The sequence below is a fragment of the Ornithinimicrobium faecis genome, from assembly GCF_023923225.1.
GTDB classification, from domain to species: Bacteria; Actinomycetota; Actinomycetes; order Actinomycetales; family Dermatophilaceae; genus Ornithinicoccus; species Ornithinicoccus faecis.
Genome location: NZ_CP099489.1, coordinates 4,478,955 through 4,499,733, shown reverse-complemented (window position 1 = coordinate 4,499,733; position 20,779 = coordinate 4,478,955). Strand labels below are relative to the sequence as shown.

General features: G+C 69.8%; 22 protein-coding genes. 19 read left to right on the top strand and 3 right to left on the bottom strand.

Features of this window, described 5'->3' with window-relative positions:
• Positions 1-54 precede the first annotated feature (54 nt).
• The 3 genes from NF556_RS20740 to NF556_RS20730 are packed head-to-tail and all read left to right on the top strand — an operon-like array spanning position 55 to position 1,912.
• Positions 55-834, top strand: a complete 780-nt coding sequence (locus tag NF556_RS20740) for a sensor domain-containing protein (RefSeq protein WP_252593198.1) — start codon at positions 55-57, stop codon at positions 832-834.
• On the top strand, positions 831-1,505 hold the full coding sequence (locus tag NF556_RS20735) for a hypothetical protein (protein WP_252593195.1): 675 nt from the start codon (positions 831-833) through the stop codon (positions 1,503-1,505). The genes NF556_RS20740 and NF556_RS20735 overlap by 4 nt, the downstream gene beginning before the upstream one ends.
• On the top strand, positions 1,502-1,912 hold the full coding sequence (locus NF556_RS20730; protein ID WP_252593192.1) for a YchJ family protein: 411 nt from the start codon (positions 1,502-1,504) through the stop codon (positions 1,910-1,912). The genes NF556_RS20735 and NF556_RS20730 overlap by 4 nt, the downstream gene beginning before the upstream one ends.
• Here the strand turns inward: NF556_RS20730 and NF556_RS20725 are convergent, their stop codons facing one another.
• The gene (locus NF556_RS20725) at positions 1,913-3,121 is read right to left on the bottom strand and encodes an amidohydrolase (RefSeq protein WP_252593190.1); all 1,209 of its coding nucleotides are present in this window, start codon (positions 3,119-3,121) and stop codon (positions 1,913-1,915) included.
• A gap of 97 nt (positions 3,122-3,218) precedes the next feature.
• Between NF556_RS20725 and NF556_RS20720 the strand changes: the two genes are divergently transcribed.
• The 3 genes from NF556_RS20720 to NF556_RS20710 all read left to right on the top strand — a co-directional run bounded on the left by NF556_RS20720 (position 3,219) and on the right by NF556_RS20710 (position 5,309).
• Positions 3,219-3,959, top strand: coding sequence for a GAF and ANTAR domain-containing protein (locus NF556_RS20720; RefSeq protein WP_252593188.1), 741 nt, complete (start codon positions 3,219-3,221; stop codon positions 3,957-3,959).
• 163 nt (positions 3,960-4,122) lie between these two features.
• The gene (locus tag NF556_RS20715; RefSeq protein ID WP_252593186.1) at positions 4,123-4,410 is read left to right on the top strand and encodes a WhiB family transcriptional regulator; all 288 of its coding nucleotides are present in this window, start codon (positions 4,123-4,125) and stop codon (positions 4,408-4,410) included.
• Complete coding sequence (locus NF556_RS20710) at positions 4,407-5,309, top strand: glycosyltransferase family protein (protein WP_252593184.1); 903 nt, start codon at positions 4,407-4,409, stop codon at positions 5,307-5,309. Before NF556_RS20715 ends, NF556_RS20710 begins: the two co-directional genes overlap by 4 nt.
• Before the next feature lie 28 nt (positions 5,310-5,337).
• Here NF556_RS20710 and uxaC read toward each other — a convergent pair whose 3' ends face one another.
• Both uxaC and NF556_RS20700 read right to left on the bottom strand, forming a co-directional pair.
• Positions 5,338-6,741, bottom strand: a complete 1,404-nt coding sequence (gene uxaC / locus NF556_RS20705; protein WP_252593182.1) for a glucuronate isomerase — start codon at positions 6,739-6,741, stop codon at positions 5,338-5,340.
• 123 nt (positions 6,742-6,864) lie between these two features.
• On the bottom strand, positions 6,865-7,866 hold the full coding sequence (locus NF556_RS20700; protein ID WP_252593181.1) for a LacI family DNA-binding transcriptional regulator: 1,002 nt from the start codon (positions 7,864-7,866) through the stop codon (positions 6,865-6,867).
• Between the two features lie 113 nt (positions 7,867-7,979).
• On the opposite strand from NF556_RS20700, the gene NF556_RS20695 reads away from it, so the two are divergent.
• The 13 genes from NF556_RS20695 (at position 7,980) to NF556_RS20635 (ending at position 20,679) form a co-directional block, all read left to right on the top strand.
• Positions 7,980-8,639, top strand: coding sequence for a DsbA family oxidoreductase (locus NF556_RS20695; protein WP_252593178.1), 660 nt, complete (start codon positions 7,980-7,982; stop codon positions 8,637-8,639).
• Positions 8,636-8,788: a hypothetical protein gene (locus tag NF556_RS20690; protein ID WP_252593176.1), complete on the top strand. Its 153-nt coding sequence runs from the start codon at positions 8,636-8,638 to the stop codon at positions 8,786-8,788. The genes NF556_RS20695 and NF556_RS20690 overlap by 4 nt, the downstream gene beginning before the upstream one ends.
• A gap of 172 nt (positions 8,789-8,960) precedes the next feature.
• On the top strand, positions 8,961-9,686 hold the full coding sequence (locus tag NF556_RS20685) for a GntR family transcriptional regulator (RefSeq protein WP_252593175.1): 726 nt from the start codon (positions 8,961-8,963) through the stop codon (positions 9,684-9,686).
• Entirely contained in the window at positions 9,673-10,683 is a 1,011-nt protein-coding gene (locus NF556_RS20680; protein WP_252593172.1) for a 1-aminocyclopropane-1-carboxylate deaminase, read from the top strand. The genes NF556_RS20685 and NF556_RS20680 overlap by 14 nt, the downstream gene beginning before the upstream one ends.
• Positions 10,684-10,751: 68 nt before the next feature.
• Complete coding sequence (locus NF556_RS20675) at positions 10,752-12,233, top strand: sensor histidine kinase (protein WP_252593169.1); 1,482 nt, start codon at positions 10,752-10,754, stop codon at positions 12,231-12,233.
• A 10-nt stretch (positions 12,234-12,243) separates the two neighbouring features.
• Entirely contained in the window at positions 12,244-12,909 is a 666-nt protein-coding gene (locus NF556_RS20670; protein ID WP_252593167.1) for a response regulator transcription factor, read from the top strand.
• A gap of 224 nt (positions 12,910-13,133) precedes the next feature.
• Positions 13,134-13,781, top strand: a complete 648-nt coding sequence (locus tag NF556_RS20665) for a hypothetical protein (RefSeq protein WP_252593164.1) — start codon at positions 13,134-13,136, stop codon at positions 13,779-13,781.
• Positions 13,782-13,956: 175 nt separating this feature from the next.
• Positions 13,957-15,234 carry an MFS transporter gene (locus NF556_RS20660; protein WP_252593162.1) on the top strand — a complete coding sequence of 426 codons (1,278 nt, stop codon included), beginning with the start codon at positions 13,957-13,959 and terminating at the stop codon, positions 15,232-15,234.
• A complete protein-coding gene (locus NF556_RS20655; protein ID WP_252593159.1) occupies positions 15,231-15,536 on the top strand; it encodes an MTH1187 family thiamine-binding protein in 306 nt (101 codons plus the stop codon). Before NF556_RS20660 ends, NF556_RS20655 begins: the two co-directional genes overlap by 4 nt.
• A 14-nt stretch (positions 15,537-15,550) precedes the next feature.
• Entirely contained in the window at positions 15,551-16,702 is a 1,152-nt protein-coding gene (locus tag NF556_RS20650) for a CapA family protein (RefSeq protein ID WP_252593158.1), read from the top strand.
• Between the two features lie 141 nt (positions 16,703-16,843).
• Entirely contained in the window at positions 16,844-17,854 is a 1,011-nt protein-coding gene (locus NF556_RS20645) for a GNAT family N-acetyltransferase (protein ID WP_252593155.1), read from the top strand.
• Positions 17,855-17,917: 63 nt separating this feature from the next.
• Complete coding sequence (locus tag NF556_RS20640; protein ID WP_252593153.1) at positions 17,918-18,460, top strand: SigE family RNA polymerase sigma factor; 543 nt, start codon at positions 17,918-17,920, stop codon at positions 18,458-18,460.
• Positions 18,457-20,679 (top strand): PT domain-containing protein, encoded by a 2,223-nt coding sequence (locus tag NF556_RS20635; protein ID WP_252593151.1) that lies wholly within the window; start codon positions 18,457-18,459, stop codon positions 20,677-20,679. The genes NF556_RS20640 and NF556_RS20635 overlap by 4 nt, the downstream gene beginning before the upstream one ends.
• Positions 20,680-20,779 lie beyond the last annotated feature (100 nt).

Genomic DNA, 20,779 nt, shown 5'->3' with positions numbered 1-20,779 from the left:
AAAAGGGTCGGATGGGTGATGTCTGGGAGCCCCGGTCGTTCCTAGGTTTTAGGTATGACACAGCAGACCTTCACCCGAGACCGGCAACCCACCGGCCTGCCCGCCACCATGCCCGTCGGGTCCGCCACCGGGTCCGCCACTGGGCCCTCCACCGGGGACTCCACCGGGGCCGGGCACCGCGATCGCCGGGTCGCTCGCCTGTCCTGGCGGTCGGTGGGGCCGGACCTGGCCTACCTGACCTCGGGATTCTTCCTGAGCCTGTTCAGTTTTGTGCTGCTCCTGACGCTGTTCGTCCTCGGTGTGTCCACCGCTGTGCTGTGGATCGGGCTGCCGATCCTCGGGTTCGCGCTGCTCACCGCGAGCTGGTTTGCGCGGGAGAACCGCGAGCTGCTGCGCCGCTGGGGCGACCCGGTGGCCGAGCCGGTCCACCGCTGGTCCTCGCGGCGTCGCGTGCTCTCGATGCTCCTCGACGCCCAGGCCTGGCGCGAGCTGCTCCACGGCACGCTGATCACGCTGCCGCTGCGGATCTTCACCTTCGTCGTCCCGGTCAGCTGGCTCGCGGCCGGCCTCGGCGGCGTCACATGGTTCATCTGGGGCGTCTTCCTGCCGCGCGATGACTACAACGGGGTGGCCTGGCTGCTCGTGCACGGCGCCGGACTCGACCTCGGCTCGAACCGCTATCTCGCCGAAGCCGGCACCATGTTCGTCTCCGGAGTGATCCTGCTCCTCCTCGCCCCCGTGGTGACCCGTCTGTGTGCCCTCGCCGACGCGAGCGTGGCCCGCATCCTGATCGGCGGGCACTGGTCTGCTGCCGGCGACGGGAGTGACCGATGAGCGGCACGACGACCCACCCGACGACGACGTCCAGTGCCGCGGTGGTCCTGGCGACCGTGCGAGCTGGCACCAACCACGGGCAGCGAGCCAACAGTGGGGAGCAGAGGGCTCACGGGGGCGGCGCGACCGCTGTGACCCTGGACCGTCCCGGATCCCGGCTGCGGCCCGGCGTGTGGCAGGGGCTGCTGTCAGGCCTGCTCGCGGTCGCCGTCACGGCGGTGAGCATCCCGCTGCTCGCCACGTTGTATGACGTCTTCGTCCCCCTCGCGTTCCTGCTTGCTGCCACCCACGCCGCGGCACTGGTCCTGGCCCCCTTCCGGCCCCGAGCAGCGATCGCCCTGTCGGCGTGGTCGGTGCTGGTGACCGCGCTGCTGAGCCTGGGCGCGTCCGGGCTGGCCGGCCTCGCGTGGCCGCTGCCGGTGGCCACGCTCATCACGGCCCTGCTGGTCCTGGTGCTCATTGGCCTGCGGGGCGACGTCGGCACGGCGGTGACGGCCCTGCTGGTGAGCACCGCGGCCGCGTGGGCGCCCCTGGTGGCGACCCTCGCCGACGGCGACCTGTGGGCGACCGCCGTGCCCAACCTGCTGACCTACCACTCCGTGGCGGTGCTGGTCACCGCGCTCTCCCTGGTGGCGTCCCGGGTCATCCCCCGGGTTACTGTCGCCCAGTGAGCAATCCGACCGGGCGAGAGAGCCTCACCTGCCCCTGCGGGACCGGTCAGCCGTATGCCGAGTGTTGCGGACCGTATGTGCGTGACGGTCTCCCGGCGCCCACCGCCGAGGCCCTGATGCGCTCGCGCTACAGCGCCTATGCGCTCGGCGTCGACGACCACATCTTCCGCACCTGGCACCCCCGGACCCGCCCGGCCGACACCCAGCCGGAGCCCTCGATCCGCTGGACCGGGCTGACGGTCCGGGAGGTCACGGCCGGCGGCGAGGATGACGAGGAGGGCTTCGTGACCTACCGCGCCGCCTGGTCGACGCCCGCACCGGACAACCAGCGTGGTGAGCTCGGCGAGCGCAGCCACTTCGTGCGCAGGGCCGGTCGCTGGGTCTACCTCGGTCCCATCACAGAGTAGTCAGGCGAGGTGGCTGCGGATCACGGCGTAGGCAGCGGTCGTCGCCGTGCTCAGCGTCGGCTCAAGCACCGGGGCAAAGTGTGGGGAGTGGTTGGAGGGCGTCGGCTCGGGAGCGTCGATGACCTCCTGCGCGAGGCCGCCGAAGAACCAGTAGACGCCGGGGATCCCGAGCGCGTCCGGCAGCGCACCGAAGTCCTCGCTGCCCATCTGGGCCGGCCGGGGCGCCACCAGGTCGGCACCCAGAGTGTTGGCCAGGACCGTGGTCACCCGCGCGGTCTCCGCGGGGTCGTTGGCCAGCAGCGGGAAGGTATAGAGCTCACGCACGTCCGGCTCGGGCGCCCCGGACGCCGCGGCCTCGGCGGAGAGCACCCGGCGGACTGCCGCGAGCAACCGCTCCCGCACCGACTGCTCGAGCGAGCGGATGTTGACCGTGAACACCGCCTGGCTCGGGATGATGTTTTCCTTCAGTCCGGCGTGGAAGGTCGCGACCGACACCACCGCAGCCTCCTGGGCGGACACCTCGCGGGAAACGATCCCCTGCAGGCGCACCACCATGTGCGCGGCCAGCAGCACCGGGTCGACCGTGTCAGCAGGCCGTGACGCGTGGCCACCTGTGCCGTGGACCGTCACCTCCAGCGAGTCGGCCATCGCCATCGCGGGCCCGCTGCTCAGGCGGATCGTCCCGGCCAGCCCGTTCGAGACGTGCTGGGCAAACATCACCTCGGGGCGAGGAGCCTTGTCCCACAGGCCATCCGCCAACATCGCGACGGCCCCGGCCGCGGTCTCCTCGCCTGGCTGGAAGACCAGGACGACCGTGCCCGACCAGTCCTCGCGACGCTCGGTGAGCAGGGTCGCGGCCCCGATCGCCGCCGTGATGTGGGTGTCGTGACCGCACGCGTGCATCACGGGCACGTCGGTGCCGTCGGGCAGCGTGCCGCGCGCGGTCGAGGCATAGGGCAGGCCGGTCTCCTCGGCGACCGGCAGCGCGTCGGTGTCGGCGCGGAACCCGACCACCGGGCCAGCGCCGTTCTCCAGGATCGCGACGACACCCGTGCCGCCACACCTGAGGGTGCGCCATCCCAGGACCCCCATCCGCTCCTCGATCAGCGTCGCGGTGACGCTCTCCTGCATGGACAGCTCAGGATGGGCGTGCAGGTGACGATAGAGGTCGTGCAGCTGCTGGGTCAGGTCCTGGGGGAGGGTGCTCACCCGGGCATCGTGGCAGAACCCTCGTGGCAGGACACCGTAGGCTGGCCCGACACATCACGACATGTCCCGTTGATCACCGCGGGGCCGGGGAGGAACCATGAATCAGGATGAGCGCGCCGCACTCTATGCAGACCTGAGTCGTGATCTCCTCGCCCAGAAGGACGAGCCGCTGACGCTGCAGCGCATCGTCGAGCTCGCGGTGCAGGCCGTGCCCGGCTGCGACTGGGCAGGGGTCTCGCTGCGCGGTGACCGGTCCGTTGCCGAGGCTGCCGCGTCCACGGGGCCGGTCGTGCACCAGGCCGATCGGCTCCAGCAGGAGCTCGACGAGGGCCCCTGCCATCAGAGCTCACTCGACAACGAGACCTACATCATCTCCGACACCCGGAGTGACCGCCGGTGGCCGCGGTGGTCCCCCCGCGTCGCCGAGCTCGGCATCCGCTCGGTCCTGAGCGTGCAGCTGCTGGACTCCGAGGACGAGCTGTTGGGGGCGCTCAACCTCTATGCCAGCCAGGTCGGTGCCTTCTCCCGCAACGACCTCGATGAGGCGCTCGTCTTCGCCGCCCACGCCGGCGGCGCGATCGGGGTCTCTCGTGAGGTCAGCGGACTGCGCGAGGCCCTGCGCTCGCGCCACCTCATCGGGGTGGCCCAGGGGATGCTGGTCCAGCGCTATGACCTGACGGTGGACCAGGCGTTTGCGGTGCTGGCGCGCCAGTCGCAGGAGAGCAACACCAAGCTGCGGGACGTGGCCGCCCACATCGTCGAGGGCGGGCGGCTGATGGGTCACCCGGAGGACCTGGTCCCCGACGGCGACGTGCCCCTGGTGTCCGAGACCGGCTGACGGCAGACCCCCGCCCGAGACGTGGGGCGAATATTGCTCTGCCGGGTGTTTCAGGCGATACTGAAACCGCCTCGAGCAGTGGGGCCTCAGAACAGCCGACCGGGTTGTGGATCACCGCGCGACCTTCCCGACCGGTCGCCCCAGACAGACAGTAGGGGCAAGCATGCACGAACCCTCCCCGATCCACCCCGTGGGCACCGAGTGGGACTGGCAGCACGAAGGGCTGTGCCGCACGCGCAGCCCAGAGCTCTTCTTCCACCCCGACGGTGAGCGCGGATCAGTCAAACGAGCCCGCGAGGCCCGCGCCAAGAAGCTGTGCGCGGCCTGCCCGGTCATCGAGCAGTGCCGCGAGCACGCCCTCAGCGTCCCCGAGCCCTACGGCGTCTGGGGCGGACTCACCGAGGAAGAGCGCGTGGAGATCCTGTCTGTCGATGAGCGGAGGATCTCTTGACGCGACTGCGGACCGCCCTGATCACCACGGTCCGTCGTCAGCACGACGAGGTCCTCGACCAGGTCAGCGGGTTCTCCCTGGGCGCTGAGGTGCCGGAGTTCCACGTGGTGGTCGCGCTCGCGGACCGCACGGTCAGTCAGGGCCAGTTGCCGATCACCAGCGACCGCTGGACGACGCTGATCGCTGGGTTGCCGACCGTGCGGCAGCAACTGCCGACGGCACGCGGTCTGCAGCTCGGGGTGGAGCGGGCCGTGGAGGCCGGCGCCGAGCTGCTCGTCCTGATCGACGTGACCTGCATCCCCGGGCCCCGGTTCCTCGAGCAGCTCCACGACCACCTGGCCACCGCGGACCAGGAGGGGCCGACTCCCAGCGGGTCGACTCCCAGCGGGCCGACCCCCGCCGGACCAACCCTGTGGGCGCCGATGGTGCAGCGGCTGCGGCCCGCCCCGCCGGAGGGTTATGAGTTCACCCGCCTGGAGGAGTGGGTCCGGGCGGCCGAGCGTCACCCCGTGCTGCCCCTGCGACCCGAGCTCGGGGACGCGGTGGTTGACCCCGACCAGTTCAGCAGCCCAGTCCTGGCGATCAGCACAGCTGACCTGGAGTCGGTGGGCGGGCTCTGCCCGGACTACGTCGGCGGCCTCGGACACGACACCGACCTGGCTGCCGCGGTGACCGACGCCGGTGGTTCCGTGCGTCTGGTGCCCGGCGCCACGGCATACCGGCAGCACCAGGACACCGACGAGCCGGACGAGGCGCACCTGGCCTCGGCCACCACCGATGCCCAGCTGTTCCGGGAGCGGTGGGGACGGTGGCCACAGGCACCGTGGCTGACCGAGCTGACCGAGGCGGGTCTGGTCACCCTCCCGGAGGAGCCCCAGCCGAGCAACCGCAACGACTGAGCCGTATGCCGTCGCCCGGCTCGGGAGCTCAGATCCCGAAGACCTGGCGCGGCTGGTCAACCACCAGGTAGCGCGCGGTCTCGGCGGCCTCGTCGAGGCCCAGGCGGTGCTGGGCGACCAGCTCGGCCAGGTGGGCACAGTCCAGCCGCCGTGACATGTCGTGGCGGGCGGGGATGGACAGGAAGGCCCGGGTGTCGTCGATGAAGCCCGAGGTGCGGGTGAAGCCAGCGGTCTCGGACACCGCCGCGCGGAACCGCCGGATCGCGTCGGGGGCGTCGATGAACCACCACGGCACACCGATCCGCAGCGCCGGATAGAACCCAGCCAGCGGTGCGAGCTCGCGGCTGTAGACGGTCTCGTCGATCGTGAAGACCACCAGCGTGAGGTTCGGGTGGGTGCCATAGCGCCCCAGCAGTGGCGCCAGGGCCTGCGTGACCTCGACGCCGATCGGGATGTCGGCACCGACATCGGCACCGAACCGCTCCAGCGTCGGGCCGTGGTGGTTGCGGTGCACCGCTGGGTGCAGGGTCATCGTCAGGCCGTCCTCGGTGGCCATCCGGGCCATCTCGTCCACCATGTGCCGGCGCAACCGGTCACCATCGGTGACGCTGATCCGCCCGGCCCGCGCCTCGGCATACAGCGTCTCGGCCTCGGCCGCCGGCAGCCGCTGGGTGCCCAGGTCGCGGTGTGAGTGGTCGGTGGAGACCGCGCCGTGCTCGCGGAAATAGGCGCGACGGTCCTCCATCGCGGCGACCCAGCCGGCATAGTCGCCGGTGTCGATCCCGCTGACCTCGGCGAGCCGGTCGACCGCCGGGACCCAGGTGCTCCGGGCCGGCTCCAGATAGACGTCCGGGCGGAAGGTCGGCACCACCCGCGGGGTGAAACTCTCGTCACCGGCGATCCTGGCGTGGTGGGCCAGGTCGTCGCACGGGTCGTCGGTCGTGGCCAGGAACTCGATGCCAAACTGCTGCATCAGGGCCCGCGGCCGTGAGGTGGGTGCCTCGATCCAGCTGCTGATCCGGTCATAGAGCGCGTCGGCCGAGGTGGCACTGGGCTCGAGGTAGGCCCCGAAGACCTCCACCAGCTGGGACTCGAACCAATAGCGCATCGGGGTGCCACGGAAGACCGGCCAGTGCTCACAGAGCAGCCGGAACGCCCGGCGGGCAGCGTCGGCATCGAGGTGTGTCCTCACCCCCAGGTCGGCCAGGTCGACACCGCTGGCGTGCAGCAGCCGGGTGATGTAGTGGTCGGGCGTGATCAGCAGCGAGGTCGGGTCCTCGAACGCGACGTCGTCGGCGATCCACTGCGGCGGGACGTGGCCGTGCGGGGAGATGATCGGCAGGGTGGAGACCGAGTCATACAGTTCGCGCGCGATGTCCCGGACCGTGGGGTCCGCGGGGAACAGCCGGTCGGGGTGCAGCTCCAACGACATGGGTGGTGACCTATCTGCGTGCCGCCGGTCCAGACGTGGGCGGGGTTGTTGTGGGGACTCTCCCTCGGATTAATCCACTCCCGGCGGCCTCGGGGGTGCGATTGCCATAAGTTGCCCGCGCGCCTAGCGGCGCGGGGCGGTGGACTGGCGGGTGACCAGGCGCACGGGCAGGACGGACAGGGCGTCCCGACTCTGGGTCGTGCCCTTGACCAGCCCGACCATGTAGAGCACCGCCGTCTCCCCGAGCAGGACCGAGGGCGAGGCGATCGTGGTCAACCCGACCAGCTCGGCGGCCTGGGTGTTGTCGAAGCCGATGACGCTCACGTCCTCCGGCACGCGGGCCCCCAGGTCTGCGATGCCGCGCAGCACACCGACGGCCAGCAGGTCGTTGTAGCAGATCACCGCCGAGAGCTGCTGCTCCATGACCCGGCGCGCTGCCCCCCGCCCGCCGGCGACCGTCGGGTGGATGGGCCCGATCCGCACGTCCTCCAGCCCCAGCTCCAGGGTCGACTCACGCACAGCACGCCACCGCATCCCGTCGGCCCAGGACGCCTCCGGCCCGGCGAGATAGCCGATGCGGGAGTGGCCGAGCGCCCCCAGGTGCTCGACGGCACGCCGGATGCCGCGGGCGTTGTCCGGCACGACGCAGGGCAGACCGGTGACCTTGCGGTTGAGCACCACGACCGGGACACGGCGGGCCAGGCTGCGCAGCTCCTGGTCGGACAGCCGGCTCGAGGTGATGACCATGCCGTCGACCAGGGGCAGGTGCCGGTTGAGCATCCGCCGCTCGGCCTCGGCCGACTCGTGCGCGTCGCCCACCATGAGGGTGAAGTCGGCGGTGGCGGCGGCTCGCTCGGCGCCGCGGATGATGCCGAAGTAGAACGGGTTGGTGATGTCACTGACCGCCAGGCCGATGACCCGGGTCCGGCTCGGGGAGACCGGGCGAAAGACGGTGTCGCGCCGATAGCCGAGGTCGGTGGCGATCTCGTGGATCCGAGCAGCCGTCGTGCTGCTCACCCGCCCCGGTCGGGCGAAGGCGCGGGACACGGTGGAGGCACTCACACCAGCCGCGCGGGCGACGTCATAGATCGTCGTCCGCTGCGGCACCTCCTCGTCCGCCACCACCCCGCCAATCTAGCCGTGCAGGCCGGCACGGCAACGGCGGCGCGCACCGGTGGGGCAACGGCGGCGCACACCGGGCACGGGAATACCTCTCCAGCCCGTTCGTTGAAACTGACATGAGTGCTCCGCTGAAGGTTGACATCTGGTCCGACATCGCCTGCCCGTGGTGTTACATCGGCAAGCGCAAGTTTGAGCGTGCCGTTGACCAGTTCTCCGCCGAGGGGCGTGAGGTCGAGGTCGAGTACCACTCCTTCGAGCTCAGCCCCGACACCCCGGTCGACTTCGAGGGCAGCACCACCGAGTTCCTCTCGGAGCGCAAGGGGATGCCGGTCGATCAGGTCGAGGGGATGCTCGCTCAGGTGACATCGATCGCCAGCTCGGTCGGCCTCGACTACGACTTCGACAAGGTCGTCCACACCAACACGCTGCGGGCCCACCAGGTGTTGCACCTCGCCAAGGCCAAGGGGCTGCAGGCGCAGCTCAAGGAGCGCCTCCTGAAGGCCTATTTCGAGCAGGGGCGGCACATCGGCCGCGCCGAGGACCTCGCGGACCTGGCGGCCGAGGTCGGTCTCGACCGGGCCGAGGTCCTGGCCGCCCTGGAGTCGGAGGAGTTTCTCGCCGATGTCCGCGCCGACATGAACCAGGCCCGCGCCTACGGCATCAGCGGCGTGCCCTTCTTTGTGATCGACCAGAAGTATGGCGTCTCCGGCGCCCAGGAGAGCGACGCGTTCGTGCAGGCGCTCACCCAGGCCTGGGACGAGAGGGCCAGCGCATGAGCACCCCGTCTGCCGAGGGTGCGCCCGACGAGGTCGACCAGGACGAGGCCGCGGAGACGGCACCCCTGAGCGGCGGGCTGGTGTCCCTCGGCTCGCCGGACGCCGTCGTCTGCGAGGACGGCGTCTGCGCGGTCCCACCCGCATTTTGATAAAGGTTTCGTACGCCCCACCCGCATTTTCGTAGAGGTTTCGTACGGCCCACCCGCACTCTGATAAAGGTCTCGTACGGCCCCTGGCCAGCCGTCTGCTGTGACCACCCGGATGCTTGTCTGGGTCTCGAACGTCTTGACCGGGGCTGTGATCCGTGCTGCAATATATTGCATGCCGATCCCTACTACCTCTGCGTCGGTCGCCCGCAACCTGCTGCGGGATGACGTCTACAGCCAGTTGCGCGATGCGATTGTGAACGGCACCTTCGTGCCCGGCGAGAAGCTGCGCGACCTCGAGCTCGCGACCTGGCTGGGGGTGAGCCGGACCCCGGTGCGGGAGGCGCTGCTGCGGCTGGCGCAGGCGGGTCTGGTGGTGACTCGGCCGGGACGTTCCACCGAGGTCGCAGGCTTGGACGCCTCTGCGGTCCGCGACGCGCAGGCGGTCGTTGCCGCGATGCATCAACTGGCGGTGCGCGAGGCGGTGGGTCAGCTCACCGAGGGAGACCTGGAGCAGATGCGCACCGCCAACGAGGAGTTCGCCCAGGCACTGCGAGCGGGCAACGTGGACGACGCCCTCGCCGCTGACGACGCCTTTCACGCCGTCCCGGTCCGCGCCGCCGCCAACCGTGCGGTGATTGCGGTCCTGGAGCAGTTCACGCCCACGCTCCGACGGGTGGAGCGGCTGCGCTTCGGCTCGCTCGCCGGTCGGGCCTCCGTCGCCCTGCACAGCCAGATGGTCGAGCTGTGCGCGGCCGGCGACGCGGAGGCCGCGGCAGCCGTGTCCTTCGACACCTGGTGCACCCTCGAGCCGCTGCTCGCCTCCCTGGCCGAGCCTCGGCATACGGAGGGCAACAAACCTGACCCACGACACGATGGAGACTCCGATGGCCCTGCATGACTTTGAGCGCTACCCGCTCCTGTTCGGACCCAGCCCCATCCACCCGCTCGACCGGCTCAGCGAGCACCTTGGCGGGGCTCGCATCTGGGCCAAGCGCGAGGATGTCAACAGTGGTCTGGCCTTCGGTGGCAACAAGACCCGCAAGCTGGAGTACATCGTGCCCGACGTCCGGGCGCAGGGCGCCGACACACTCGTCTCGATCGGCGGTTACCAGTCCAACCACACCCGTCAGGTCGCCGCACTGGCGGCCCACCTCGGGCTGAAAGCCGTTCTCGTGCAAGAGAAGTGGGTCGACTGGCCGGACAGTGTCAACGACCGCGTCGGCAACATCATGCTCTCGCGCATCATGGGTGCCGAGGTGCGTCTCGACCCGTCGGGCTTCGGCATCGGTTTCAAGGACAGCTGGACCCAGGCCATGGACGATGTGCGCGAGCGTGGCGGCAGACCCTACGGCATCCCGGCCGGGGCCTCCGATCACCGGCTCGGCGGGCTGGGCTTCGCCAACTGGGCACACGAGGTGGCCCAGCAGGAGCAGGAGCTCGGCGTCTTCTTTGACACCATCATCGTGTGCTCGGTGACCGGCTCGACCCACGCCGGAATGATTGCCGGGTTCGCCGGCCAGGACCGCCCGCGCCGGGTCATCGGCATCGACGCCTCGGCCAAGATCGAGGAGACGCGAGCCCAGGTTGCCCGGATCGCCCGCAACACCGCCGAGCTGATCGGTCTGGGTCGCGAGCTGGCGGACGAGGAGATCACCGTCCTGGAGGGGTGGGCCGGTGACTACTACGGCATCCCGGTGCAGTCCACGCTCGACGCGATCCGGCTCACCGGATCCCAGGAGGGCGTCATCCTCGACCCGGTCTATGAGGGCAAGTCGATGGCCGGCCTCATCGACCTGGTGACCCAGGGCGAGATCAGCAAGAGCTCCAACGTGCTCTATGCCCACCTCGGGGGCCAGCCAGCGCTCAACGCCTACAGCGCCCTGTTCACCCACTGACCTCCGCGCGGGGCCGTCGGCGACGCAGCAGGCCAGGACGAAACGGGCGGGTCGCCTACAGTGTGGCCATGCCGCAGAGCACGACCCCCCGCAGGATCGGCCGGTCGTGGTCGGTCCGGGTCCGGGTGATCTCGCTCGTGCTCGTGATGCTGACCCTCGGCCTCGTGGTGGCCGGAGTCGTGACCTTCGCCGTGCAGTTCAACCAGCTCAACGACCGCATCGAGAGCGAGCTGGAGCAGGAGGTCAGTGAGATCCGCGGCATCGCCACTGGCGGGCCCCCGGACAGCGCGGAGAATGTGCCCTACCAGGACCTCTACGCACTCTTCGAGGCCTACCTGACGGTGTCCGTGCCCGGCGACCACGAGTCGATGCTGACGCTGATCGATGGCTCGACGGCCTTCATCCCCGGCGGCAGTGAGCGGCCGTTTGAACTCAACGTCCCGGCGGTGAAGCAGGAGGTCGAGCGCCTGCACGAGCCGGGACGGGCCGTCATCACAGACTTCGCCCTGGACGATCACGATCTGCGCATGGTGGTCGCCTCTGTCTCCCTCCCGGGCGATGACCGTGAGGGCATCGCCGTCATCGCCATCGATGCGGGGGCACAGCGTGGACAGATCTGGGCCCAGGTCGGCACCTACGCCCTGGTCGCGCTCGGCACGGTGTTGGTTACCGGCGCCACCGGCTATGTCGTGACCGGTCGGTTGCTGCGCCCGTTGACCGACCTGAGCAAGGCCACCGCGACCATCGACACCGAGGACCTCACTCAGCGCGTGGAGATCCGGGCCGCTGACAACGACGTCGCGCAACTGGCCCACACCTTCAACCAGATGCTCGATCGGTTGGAGGCCGGCGTGGCCGACCAGCGGCAGTTCCTGGACGACGCAGCCCACGAGCTGCGGACCCCGCTGACCATCATCCGGGGCAACCTGGAGCTGATGGAGGTCGGCGACGCCGAGGATGTCGACCAGACGCGCGATCTCGTCCTGGATGAGCTGGATCGCATGAAACGGCTGGTTGACGACCTGCTCCTGCTGGCCAAGTCGCAGCGGCCGGACTTCGTCGAGTTCGCCCCTGTCGATGTCCAGGCACTGGGCCATGACCTGCAGGACCGCGCGCACATGCTCGCCGACCGGGAATGGGACACCTCGGTCAACGCCACCGGCACCATCCTGGCGGACCGGCAACGCCTGCAGCAGGCTGTCATCCAGCTGGCGGCCAATGCCGCGAAGTTCTCTGAGGCAGGCAGCCGGATCGAGCTCCGGGTGGACTGGGCGCAGCCCACCGACAAGGTGCTCGAGCAGGTGCAGACACCGGCGCGTCGCTATCTCGTGCTCACGGTGCGCGACAACGGCGCCGGCATCGAACCGGAGGAGGCGGAGCGGATCTTCGAGCGTTTCGGGCGCAGCGAGCACCACCGCTCCGTGGACGGCTCGGGGTTGGGCCTGCCGATCGTCGTCGCCATCGCCCAGGGGCACCGCGGCACCGTGACCCTCGACTCCACCCCGGGCCTGGGGAGCACCTTCCGGATGTGGATCCCCGGCGAGATGTGATGCTTAGCCCATGGCCAACATTCTGATCGCCGAGGACGAGGAGCGGATCGCGCTCTTTGTCGCCAAGGGGTTGAAGGCCGCCGGCTACCAGACCCACGTGGTCGGTGACGGCGTCAGCGCGCTCGAGCACGCGTCCAGCGGTGACTACGACCTGCTGGTGCTCGACGTGGGCATGCCCAAGATGGACGGGTTCACCGTGTTGCGGGTCCTGCGCACCCTCGAGCACGAGATCCCGATCATCATGGTGACCGCCAGAGACGCGGTCACCGACACGGTGGCCGGCCTCGAGGGCGGGGCCGACGACTACCTCACCAAGCCGTTCAAGTTCGAGGAGCTGCTCGCGCGGGTCCGCACCCGGCTGCGGCCGCGAGCCGGTGCCCAGGAGTCGACCGTCCTGACCCACGGCACCCTCAGCCTGGATGTCACGACACGGGTCGCGACGGTGGACGGCGCCCAGGTCGAGCTGTCCCCACGCGAGTTCGCGATGGCGCGTGAGTTCCTCGAGCATCCTGGTCAGGTGCTCTCACGCGAGCAGCTGCTCTCCCGCGTGTGGGGCTACGACTTCGACGGCGCCTCGAATGTTGTCGACGTCTACATCCGTTATCTGCGCAACAAACTCGGAGCTGAACGGTTCGACACGGTCCGCGGCGTAGGCTATCGCCTCAAAGAGGTCTAACACGCACCACGGCTCACGCACAGGGGCTCTGCCCCCGTGGACCCCCGAACACCACCACGCACAGGGGCTCCGCCCCCGTGGACCCCCGAACACCACCACGCACAGGGGCTCCGCCCCCGTGGACCCCCGAACACCACCACGCACAGGGGGCTCAGCTCCCGAAAATGAGAGTCCTCTCATCTGCGTCTCATCGAGGGGAAAGATTCAGGGGCCACACTGGAGCCATGAAGTTGATCGCATCGTTCGTCTCACTGACCCTGGTCGCTGCCCTCAGCGCCTGGCTCTTCCTGGGCCAGAGCGACACCGACGTCCAGACCGCCGGAGTCCAGATCGGCGCCGCCGACTCGACGAGCGGGACCAACTCCGGCCCCGCCCACCCCGGTGAGCCCATCGCCCCTGACGACGAGACCTTCTCGGACAGCTATGCCGCGGCCTTCGTCGGGCTGCAGGCTGTGCTGGACGTCTGGCACAACCAGCCGCGCGAGGTGCTGCTCGCCAACCCCGACGCCCTGAACGAGCAGTTCGCCAAGGCTCGAGAGAGCGCCGGGACCGAGATCGCGGCCCTGGAGAAGAAGGCCAAGGAGGAGGCGGCGGCGAAGGAGGCCGCCGCGGAGAAGAAGGCCCAGGAAGAGGCTGCCGCGCAGAAGAAGGCCGAGGAGGAGGCTGCGGCCGAGAAGGCCCGGGAGGAGGCCGCTCAGCCGCCGAAGGCCGTCTCCCCGCCGCCCGTTGCGCCGGCCCAGCCGCCCCCGCCCCCGCCCCCGCCCTATGACGACGACGATGACGACGATGACGACTGGGACGACGACGACGATGATGACGACGACGACGATGACGACGACGACGATGATGACGACGACTGGGACGACGACTGACCGTTAGCCGCAGGCGTCACCGCCGATCACTTCGCAGGCTCAGCCCCGGGACCACCTGGCCCGGGGCTGACCTGTCTTCGGAATACGACGACCCCTCGCGCTCCTTGTCCTTCAGGACGGGCTGGACAGGGAGGTCTGCGCCCGACCCGCACCACCTCCCGAGTCCCGGAGCCACATGACGACCCGTCAGCACCCTGACCTTGCACCGCCGAGCGGCCGCACCCCGCAACCGGCCACCCGCGCGACCCCTCCGGCCAGCCCTCCGCGCGCCCCGCTGGGGCTGATCACCACCGCGCTCATTGTCGGCGGCTTCGCGATCGGCACCACCGAGTTCGTCACGATGGGCCTGCTCCCGCAGATCGCCACCGGGCTCGGCGTCTCGGTCCCGACGGCCGGGCACACCATCTCTGTGTATGCCGTGGGTGTCGTCATCGGGGCACCGCTCGTCGCGGTCCTGGGTGCCCGTCTGCCGCGCAAGGGTCTGGCCCTGGCCCTGATGGCGATTTTCGTCCTGGGCAACATCGCCAGCTCGCTGGCCACGAGCTATGAGGCACTGATGCTCGGCCGCTTCCTGGCCGGTCTGCCGCACGGCGCCTTCTTCGGCGTCTCGGCGCTCATCGTCGCCGCCGTCGCCCCACACCACCAGCGTGGCCGCGCCGTCAGCCGGGTGATGCTCGGCATCCCGATCGCGAACATGATCGGGGTCCCAGCCGCCACCTGGCTGGGCCAGGAGATCGGGTGGCGCTCGGCATACTGGTTGGTCGTTGCCCTCGCCGTGCTCACCATCGCCCTCGTGGCCTGGTGGGTGCCGGCCACGCCCGGCAACCCCCACGCCAGTGGTCGCCGGGAGCTCACCGCCCTGCGCAACCCACAGCTCTGGCTCACCCTCGCCGTCGGCGCCGTCGGGTTCGGCGGCATGTTCGCGATGTACTCCTACATCGCTCCGACGATCACCGAGGTCACCGGGCTGGCCGAGTCCGTGATCCCGGTCTTCCTGCTGATCTATGGCATCGGCGGCGCCGTCGGCAGCCTGGTCGGCGGGTGGCTCGCCGACTGGTCGGTGCTGCGCGGTCTGGTGTTTGCCCTGGTCGGCACCGGCGCGGTCCTGGCCCTGTTCACGGTGACCTCCCAGTGGGCCCTTCCCGCCCTCCTCACCCTCTTCCTGGTCTCGGTGATGGCCTCGATCCTGGTCGTGGTCCTGCAGTTGCGGCTGATGTCGGTGGCCGGCGATGCCGAGACGATCGGCGCCGCCAGCAACCACGCCGCGCTCAACATCGCCAACGCCCTCGGCGCTTGGCTGGGCGGTCTGGTGATCGCGGCCGGCTGGGGCTATCAGGCAGCCAGCTGGGTCGGGGTCGTGCTCTCCCTCGGAGGCCTGGTGTTCCTGGGGGCCTCCCTGCTGCTGCACCGCCGGGGCACCGGACCGGTCCGCTCTGCGAGGATGGCGTCATGATCGTTGCCATCAGCATCAGCCCGTCGGGCGGGGACGAGACCGGCGGTGTCAGCGAGGCCGTCGCCCGCGCCGTCCAGGTGATCCGCGACTCCGGCCTGCCCTGTGAGACCAACGCGATGTTCACCAACATCGAGGGCGAGTGGGACGAGGTGATGGCCGTCGTCAAACAGGCCGTCGACATCGTCGCCGAGGAGTCGCCGCGGGTCGGCCTGGTGCTCAAGGCCGACATCCGGCCGGGTTACACCGGTCAGCTCGCCGCCAAGGTCGAGCGGGTCGAGGCGCACCTGACCCAACGGGACTGACCCCAACCGGCCGTATGCCGACACGCACCGGCCTCCTGTCCCTCACCGCGGTCGTCGGCCTGGTGATCGCCGGGTGCAGCGGGGGAGTGCAGCCGCCGGCAGAAGGAACCGGCCCGCCGGCCCAACCGACGACCGAGCACCCAACGACCGAGCAACCACCAACCGAGCAATCAACGACTGCCGAGCCAACCCGCGATGCCGCTGTCAGCACGACGGCCGCTCCCGAAACCGATCCCCCCGCTGAGGTCTCGATCGCGTTCGTCGGCGACGTGATGCTTGGCCGCTCCATCGGTGAGCGCATCCTGGCCGGGCAGGACCCGTTCGCCGGTGTGGCCGACGAACTCGCGGCCGCAGACCTGGTCGTGGGCACGCTCGAGACAACTGTCGGTGAGGGGGGTGAGCCGGAGGACAAGGCGTTTACGTTCCAGGCGCCGCCGGCGAGCATCGACACGCTGCTGGGCGCTGGTTTTGACCTGGTGGCCCTGGCCAACAACCACTCCTACGACTACGGCGCCGACGGCATCCTCGGCACGCTCGACCTGCTCGACGAGGCGGGTCTGTCGCATGTCGGTGCCGGCGCCGACGCTGATGCGGCGCGAGCACCCGTGGTCCTGTCAGCTGGTGGGGTCGAGACCGCCCTCCTGTCCTATGTCGACGTGCCGGACGACTGGACGGGCTATCGCAACCGTGACTGGGCCGCCACGAGCAGCAGCCCCGGGGTCGCCTGGGCGGAGCCAGCTGACATCGCCGCCGACGTGGCAGCGGCCGGAGCGGACAGCGACCACGTCATCGTCCTGCTGCATGCCGGCACGGAGGGCAGCCACGAGCCCGGCGAGGTGCAGCGCACCGCCGCCGACGCGGCCCTGGCAGCGGGTGCCACCGCGGTGATCGGCGGGCACCCCCACGTGCTGCAGGGCCACCGCCTCGAGGACGGGCAACTCACCGCGTGGTCGCTGGGCAACTTCGTCTTCGACGGCTTCGGCGACGACCCCGACGCCAGCCGATCGACGATCCTGAACCTCACGCTCGACGACGAGGGCATCACCGACCTCACCTGGACTTCCGTGGCCATCGTCGACGGCCTCCCGGAGGCGGTCGATCCGCAGACTCCCGACGGACGGGCCGTCCTGGAGCGGGTCGAGGCCGACGTGGCCCGGCAGGACTGAGCTGGTTGCAGCCTCGCGTGGGTGCAGCCTCGTCGTGAGCGCAGCAAAGTCCCCTCCCGGGGCGCTGGCCACACTCACCAGCCGTCGTGACGCGACGGTATTTCGCGTGCCGGGTGCTGGGCGGGCGCCTACTGTGGTGCCGTGCAGACCCCAGAGCCCGATCTCGTGCTCCGGTGGGGCGACCCGCGGGTGCGGCAGGCCGAGGCGGACGGGTGGGAGTGCATCGCGACCTCATGGGGTGCCCGGCTCACGCTCGACCCAGCGGACAGCGCATCGTTGACCCGGCTGCGCCACCTCGTCGTCCGCGCGCTCCAGGACGGTGACTTCCTGCGCGAGGCGGTGCCCGATGACGTGCCGCAGGTGCTGGACCTCGACGCGCTCACCGCCAACGACTATCCCGGCGGAGTGGCCACGCGTCACGACCCGCTGGATGAGCCTGCGGCCCGTGCCCTGTTGGAGCAGGGGCGCCTGTGGGGTGTCTGGTCCGGCAACGCCCTGGTCGCGCTGACCGCAACCCGGGTGGACGGAGACCGGGTGGAGACCGAGTTCACCACAGTGCACCCCGAGCACCGGCGGCGTGGCCTGGCGACGGCCGTGAAGGCAACGTCGGTGCTGGCGCACGCCGAGCAGGGCGCAACACTGTTCGGCACCGGCGGGGCGGACAGCAATCTCGCCAGCCTGGCCATGAACGAGGCGGTGGGCTATCAGATCACCGAGAGGTGGAGCACCTATCGCCTCAGGGCTGCGGACCTGACCGTGCTGGGGCGGGTCAGCGATGACGAGCTCAACGCGCTGCACGCCGCGGCCTTCGGTCACGCACCGACCAGCATCCCGTGGACCGGCCGGCTCACCACGCGCAGCCTGACGTGGGTGACCGCCCGCTTGCCAGGGGGCGGCCCCCTCGTCGGCTTCGTCAACGTGATCGGCGACGGTGGGGCCCACGCCGTCCTGCTCGACACGATGGTGCACCCCGGCCTGCAGGGGCGCGGCGTCGGGCGCGACCTCGTGCGCACGGCCGCCAAGGACGCGACCCGGCTGGGCTGCCAGTGGCTGCATGCTGACTACGAGGACAAGCACGCCGCGTTCTACGAGCAGGCCTGTGGTCTGGCCCCCACGCGCGCCGGCCTCCTGCGGCTGGGACGAAATTCGTGACCGACCGACACAACCTGGACGGCCCCGCCCTTCGTTAGACCACTATGAGCACATGGGGAGGCGGTGAGCACCGTGCAGGTCGATGACGACTTCCTGGACTTCGTCCGGGCACGGCAGGATCACCTGCTGCGGGCGGCCGTGCTGGTGTGCGGCAACTATCACCTGGCGCAGGATCTGTTGCAGGACGCGCTCGCCAAGTTGGCGAGCCGGTGGGATCAGGTGCGGGACGGGTCGCCGGAGGCCTATGTCCGCACGATCCTCTATCGCGACGCGATCTCGCACTGGCGCAAGTGGCGCCGCGAGAAGCCGTATGACGTCCACTCACCCGACGGCAACTTCGTCACCCGTGCGCAGGCCCGGGACAGTGCAGGGGAGTGGGTGGCTGGCGCCGAGGTGCGCGAGGCCCTGAGCCGGTTGGCGCCAAGGCAGCGTGCGGTGCTCGTGCTCCGCTATTACGAGGACCTGTCCGAGGCACAGATCGCCGAGATTCTCGGCATCAACCCGGGGACGGTCAAGAGCCAGGCCAGCGCTGCGCTGGCCAATCTGCGCCGGCTGCTGCCGGAGCTGGAGCCGGTGCTGACCGGTGAGGGAGGTGAGTCCGCATGACCCGCAAGGAGCTCTACAACGTGCTCGACGAGGCTGTTGGCAACGCGCCTCGCGTGGACCTGGCTGAGGCTGCCTGGGCCCAGGGCGTGGGGATGCGACGTCGTCGCCGCGCGGCCTTCGCCGGCGGCGGCACCGTGCTCGCAGCAGCTGCGGTCGTCGGAGCCCTCGTGATCTCCGGCGGGATCGCGCCGGACGAGGACGTCGCCCCGGCCGTGCCGACCTCGACGCCCGGCCCGACGCAGGTCGAGCCGGGGCCGGTGGCCATGGAGTCCGCAGTCACCTTCATGTTCCATCGGGAAGGCACCCACACTGATCTTGAGACCTCGTCGCTGCATTCTTTGGCGGATCAGGAGGTGCCTGCCGTGGATCAGCTGACCGGCAGTTCGTGGGAGTTGCAGCCCATGCTGTACGCGCCGGGTGCCGAGGACTTCATCGACATTGCCTTCGCGGGACCAGACGATGCGGGCGTCACAGAGCCCACCACGCTCTCCTTCATGGAGGCCGAGGACGGCGACACCCTGCTGTCGATGAGCATCGACGAGTGCGGTGGTGCCACCTTCCAGGAGGACCTGGTGCTGGCGGAGGACGGGCGTTTTGCGGGCCAGCCTGCTGGAACCGATGACCAGGGGTGTCCTGACGGTGTCCAGGCGGCCGAGGACTTCTGGATGGAGGCGCTGCCGGCCGGCGGCTGGTTGCACCAGCCGTCGGAGGACGTGTTGCTGCTGTCGGTCATCGTGCCCGAGGGCGCTGCTCCGACCGAGGAAACCTCCGAGGAACCAACTGGTGAGACCACCCAGGAACCGACCGGTGAGACCACCGCTGATCCCACTGGTGGGCCTGAGGTCCCGGGGACCTATGCAACCCGCACCTTCGTCCTGCTGCGGGAGGGCTCGGAGGCCGACCCCGACGAGCTTGCCGACATCGCTGCCCTGCCGTCGTTGGACGACGTCGACGTTGCGTCGCAGGACCAACTGGCCGGGACCGCCTGGACGCTGCACACCGACCCGGAGCTGAGCACCGCGTCGGATGCCGAGCCTGGTGAGCCGGTCATCGGGGATGGCGGCACCATCGAGGCCGACGTGCCCACGCGAGTCAGTTTCGCCGATGACGCTGCGGGGACCGTGCTGTCTGTCGAGTTGTCATGCGGTCCCGTGCGGCTTCAGGACGACCTGGGCCTGGACGCTGGTGGCTGGTTCCCCGGCCAGTCGACCTGGGCCCTGTATGAGGACTGCCCGGAGGTCGAGAACCGCGCCGCCAGCTTCTGGATGACTTTCTTGAAGACGGGCGGGTGGCTGCACCAACCCAGTGAGGACGTCCTGCTGCTCACGGTCGTGATCCCAGAAAACATGGGCAGCGACTCTGAGCGGGACCCCGCCCCAGAACAGACCGACGACCCCGGGACGAACCCGCCATCGGCCGGCACAGTCTCCATCGGTGGCGGCTATGCGATCACGCTTCCCGACGGATGGACCGATATCGCCCTGACGCGCCACTCGGACTCGGACCCCTTGGTCGACTCGACCTGTCTCCTGCCGGAGGGGGAGAGTGAGCTGTTCAACCCGTTCAGGTGGTGCACCGTGGGTGCAGAGATCCGCGTCGGTGTGGATCCTGAGGCAGCCTCTGTTGACGGTGGTTGGTGGGACCCGGGCGTCTCCAACTCCACCGAGGAGTGTTACGTGGTTCGACAGGGTTACGGGCACCCGGACAACGAGGTGACCTTCGCACCCGATCCGGAGACGGGGTCCACCACCGTCAGTGGTCACCCGGTGGAGTGGTCACGCTGGTCGGCCAGCTGTGCCGATGGCCAGGAATTCACCGCAGAGGTGTGGCGGGTCACTGATCTTGGCATCGAGTTGCGCTCACTGGATGGCTCGCAGGACCTGGAGCCGCTGGTCCAAACGCTCCTTCTGAGCGGCGACGTCACCACCGGCACCCAAGTGGTCATGGAGGTCACGGAGCCAATCGGTGCAAACCTGGCGGGTGAGCTCGTCACGATGGGCGCGCGCAGCACCTGGAACGGCACGGGGGAGTTCGTGACCTACGAGGTGACCGCCGACACGCGGTGCCTGGTCACCAAGCCCGGCGGAGAGCGCGGTGCGGACCTCCAGTTGGGCGTGTGCGCAGACCTGGAGGCTGAGCTGCCGGGCTATCCGTATCTCATCGTCGTCATCAACCCGGACGGCGAGGCTGTCTCTGTCCGCCCGATTGCAGGATTCTGAGCGACAGACAGGCGTCCCGGTTGGACGAGTGGGCTACGGCCGGTTGGTGATGGGGAGCTGGCAACGGGTCCGAGGACGACGGCTTGTGTGCGTCGCGGTG

Bases quoted from the DNA above. Each gene is read 5' to 3' on its own strand.
- NF556_RS20740 (WP_252593198.1), top strand. From the start codon at position 55: ATGACACAGCAGACCTTCACCCGAGACCGGCAACCCACCGGCCTGCCC.
- NF556_RS20715 (WP_252593186.1), top strand. From the start codon at position 4,123: ATGCACGAACCCTCCCCGATCCACCCCGTGGGCACCGAGTGGGACTGG.
- NF556_RS20735 (WP_252593195.1), top strand. From the start codon at position 831: ATGAGCGGCACGACGACCCACCCGACGACGACGTCCAGTGCCGCGGTG.
- NF556_RS20670 (WP_252593167.1), top strand. From the start codon at position 12,244: ATGGCCAACATTCTGATCGCCGAGGACGAGGAGCGGATCGCGCTCTTT.
- NF556_RS20720 (WP_252593188.1), top strand. From the start codon at position 3,219: ATGAATCAGGATGAGCGCGCCGCACTCTATGCAGACCTGAGTCGTGAT.
- NF556_RS20685 (WP_252593175.1), top strand. From the start codon at position 8,961: ATGCCGATCCCTACTACCTCTGCGTCGGTCGCCCGCAACCTGCTGCGG.
- NF556_RS20680 (WP_252593172.1), top strand. From the start codon at position 9,673: ATGGCCCTGCATGACTTTGAGCGCTACCCGCTCCTGTTCGGACCCAGC.
- NF556_RS20650 (WP_252593158.1), top strand. From the start codon at position 15,551: ATGCCGACACGCACCGGCCTCCTGTCCCTCACCGCGGTCGTCGGCCTG.
- NF556_RS20695 (WP_252593178.1), top strand. From the start codon at position 7,980: ATGAGTGCTCCGCTGAAGGTTGACATCTGGTCCGACATCGCCTGCCCG.
- uxaC (WP_252593182.1), bottom strand. From the start codon at position 6,741: ATGTCGTTGGAGCTGCACCCCGACCGGCTGTTCCCCGCGGACCCCACG.
- NF556_RS20635 (WP_252593151.1), top strand. From the start codon at position 18,457: ATGACCCGCAAGGAGCTCTACAACGTGCTCGACGAGGCTGTTGGCAAC.
- NF556_RS20675 (WP_252593169.1), top strand. From the start codon at position 10,752: ATGCCGCAGAGCACGACCCCCCGCAGGATCGGCCGGTCGTGGTCGGTC.
- NF556_RS20655 (WP_252593159.1), top strand. From the start codon at position 15,231: ATGATCGTTGCCATCAGCATCAGCCCGTCGGGCGGGGACGAGACCGGC.
- NF556_RS20660 (WP_252593162.1), top strand. From the start codon at position 13,957: ATGACGACCCGTCAGCACCCTGACCTTGCACCGCCGAGCGGCCGCACC.
- NF556_RS20690 (WP_252593176.1), top strand. From the start codon at position 8,636: ATGAGCACCCCGTCTGCCGAGGGTGCGCCCGACGAGGTCGACCAGGAC.
- NF556_RS20665 (WP_252593164.1), top strand. From the start codon at position 13,134: ATGAAGTTGATCGCATCGTTCGTCTCACTGACCCTGGTCGCTGCCCTC.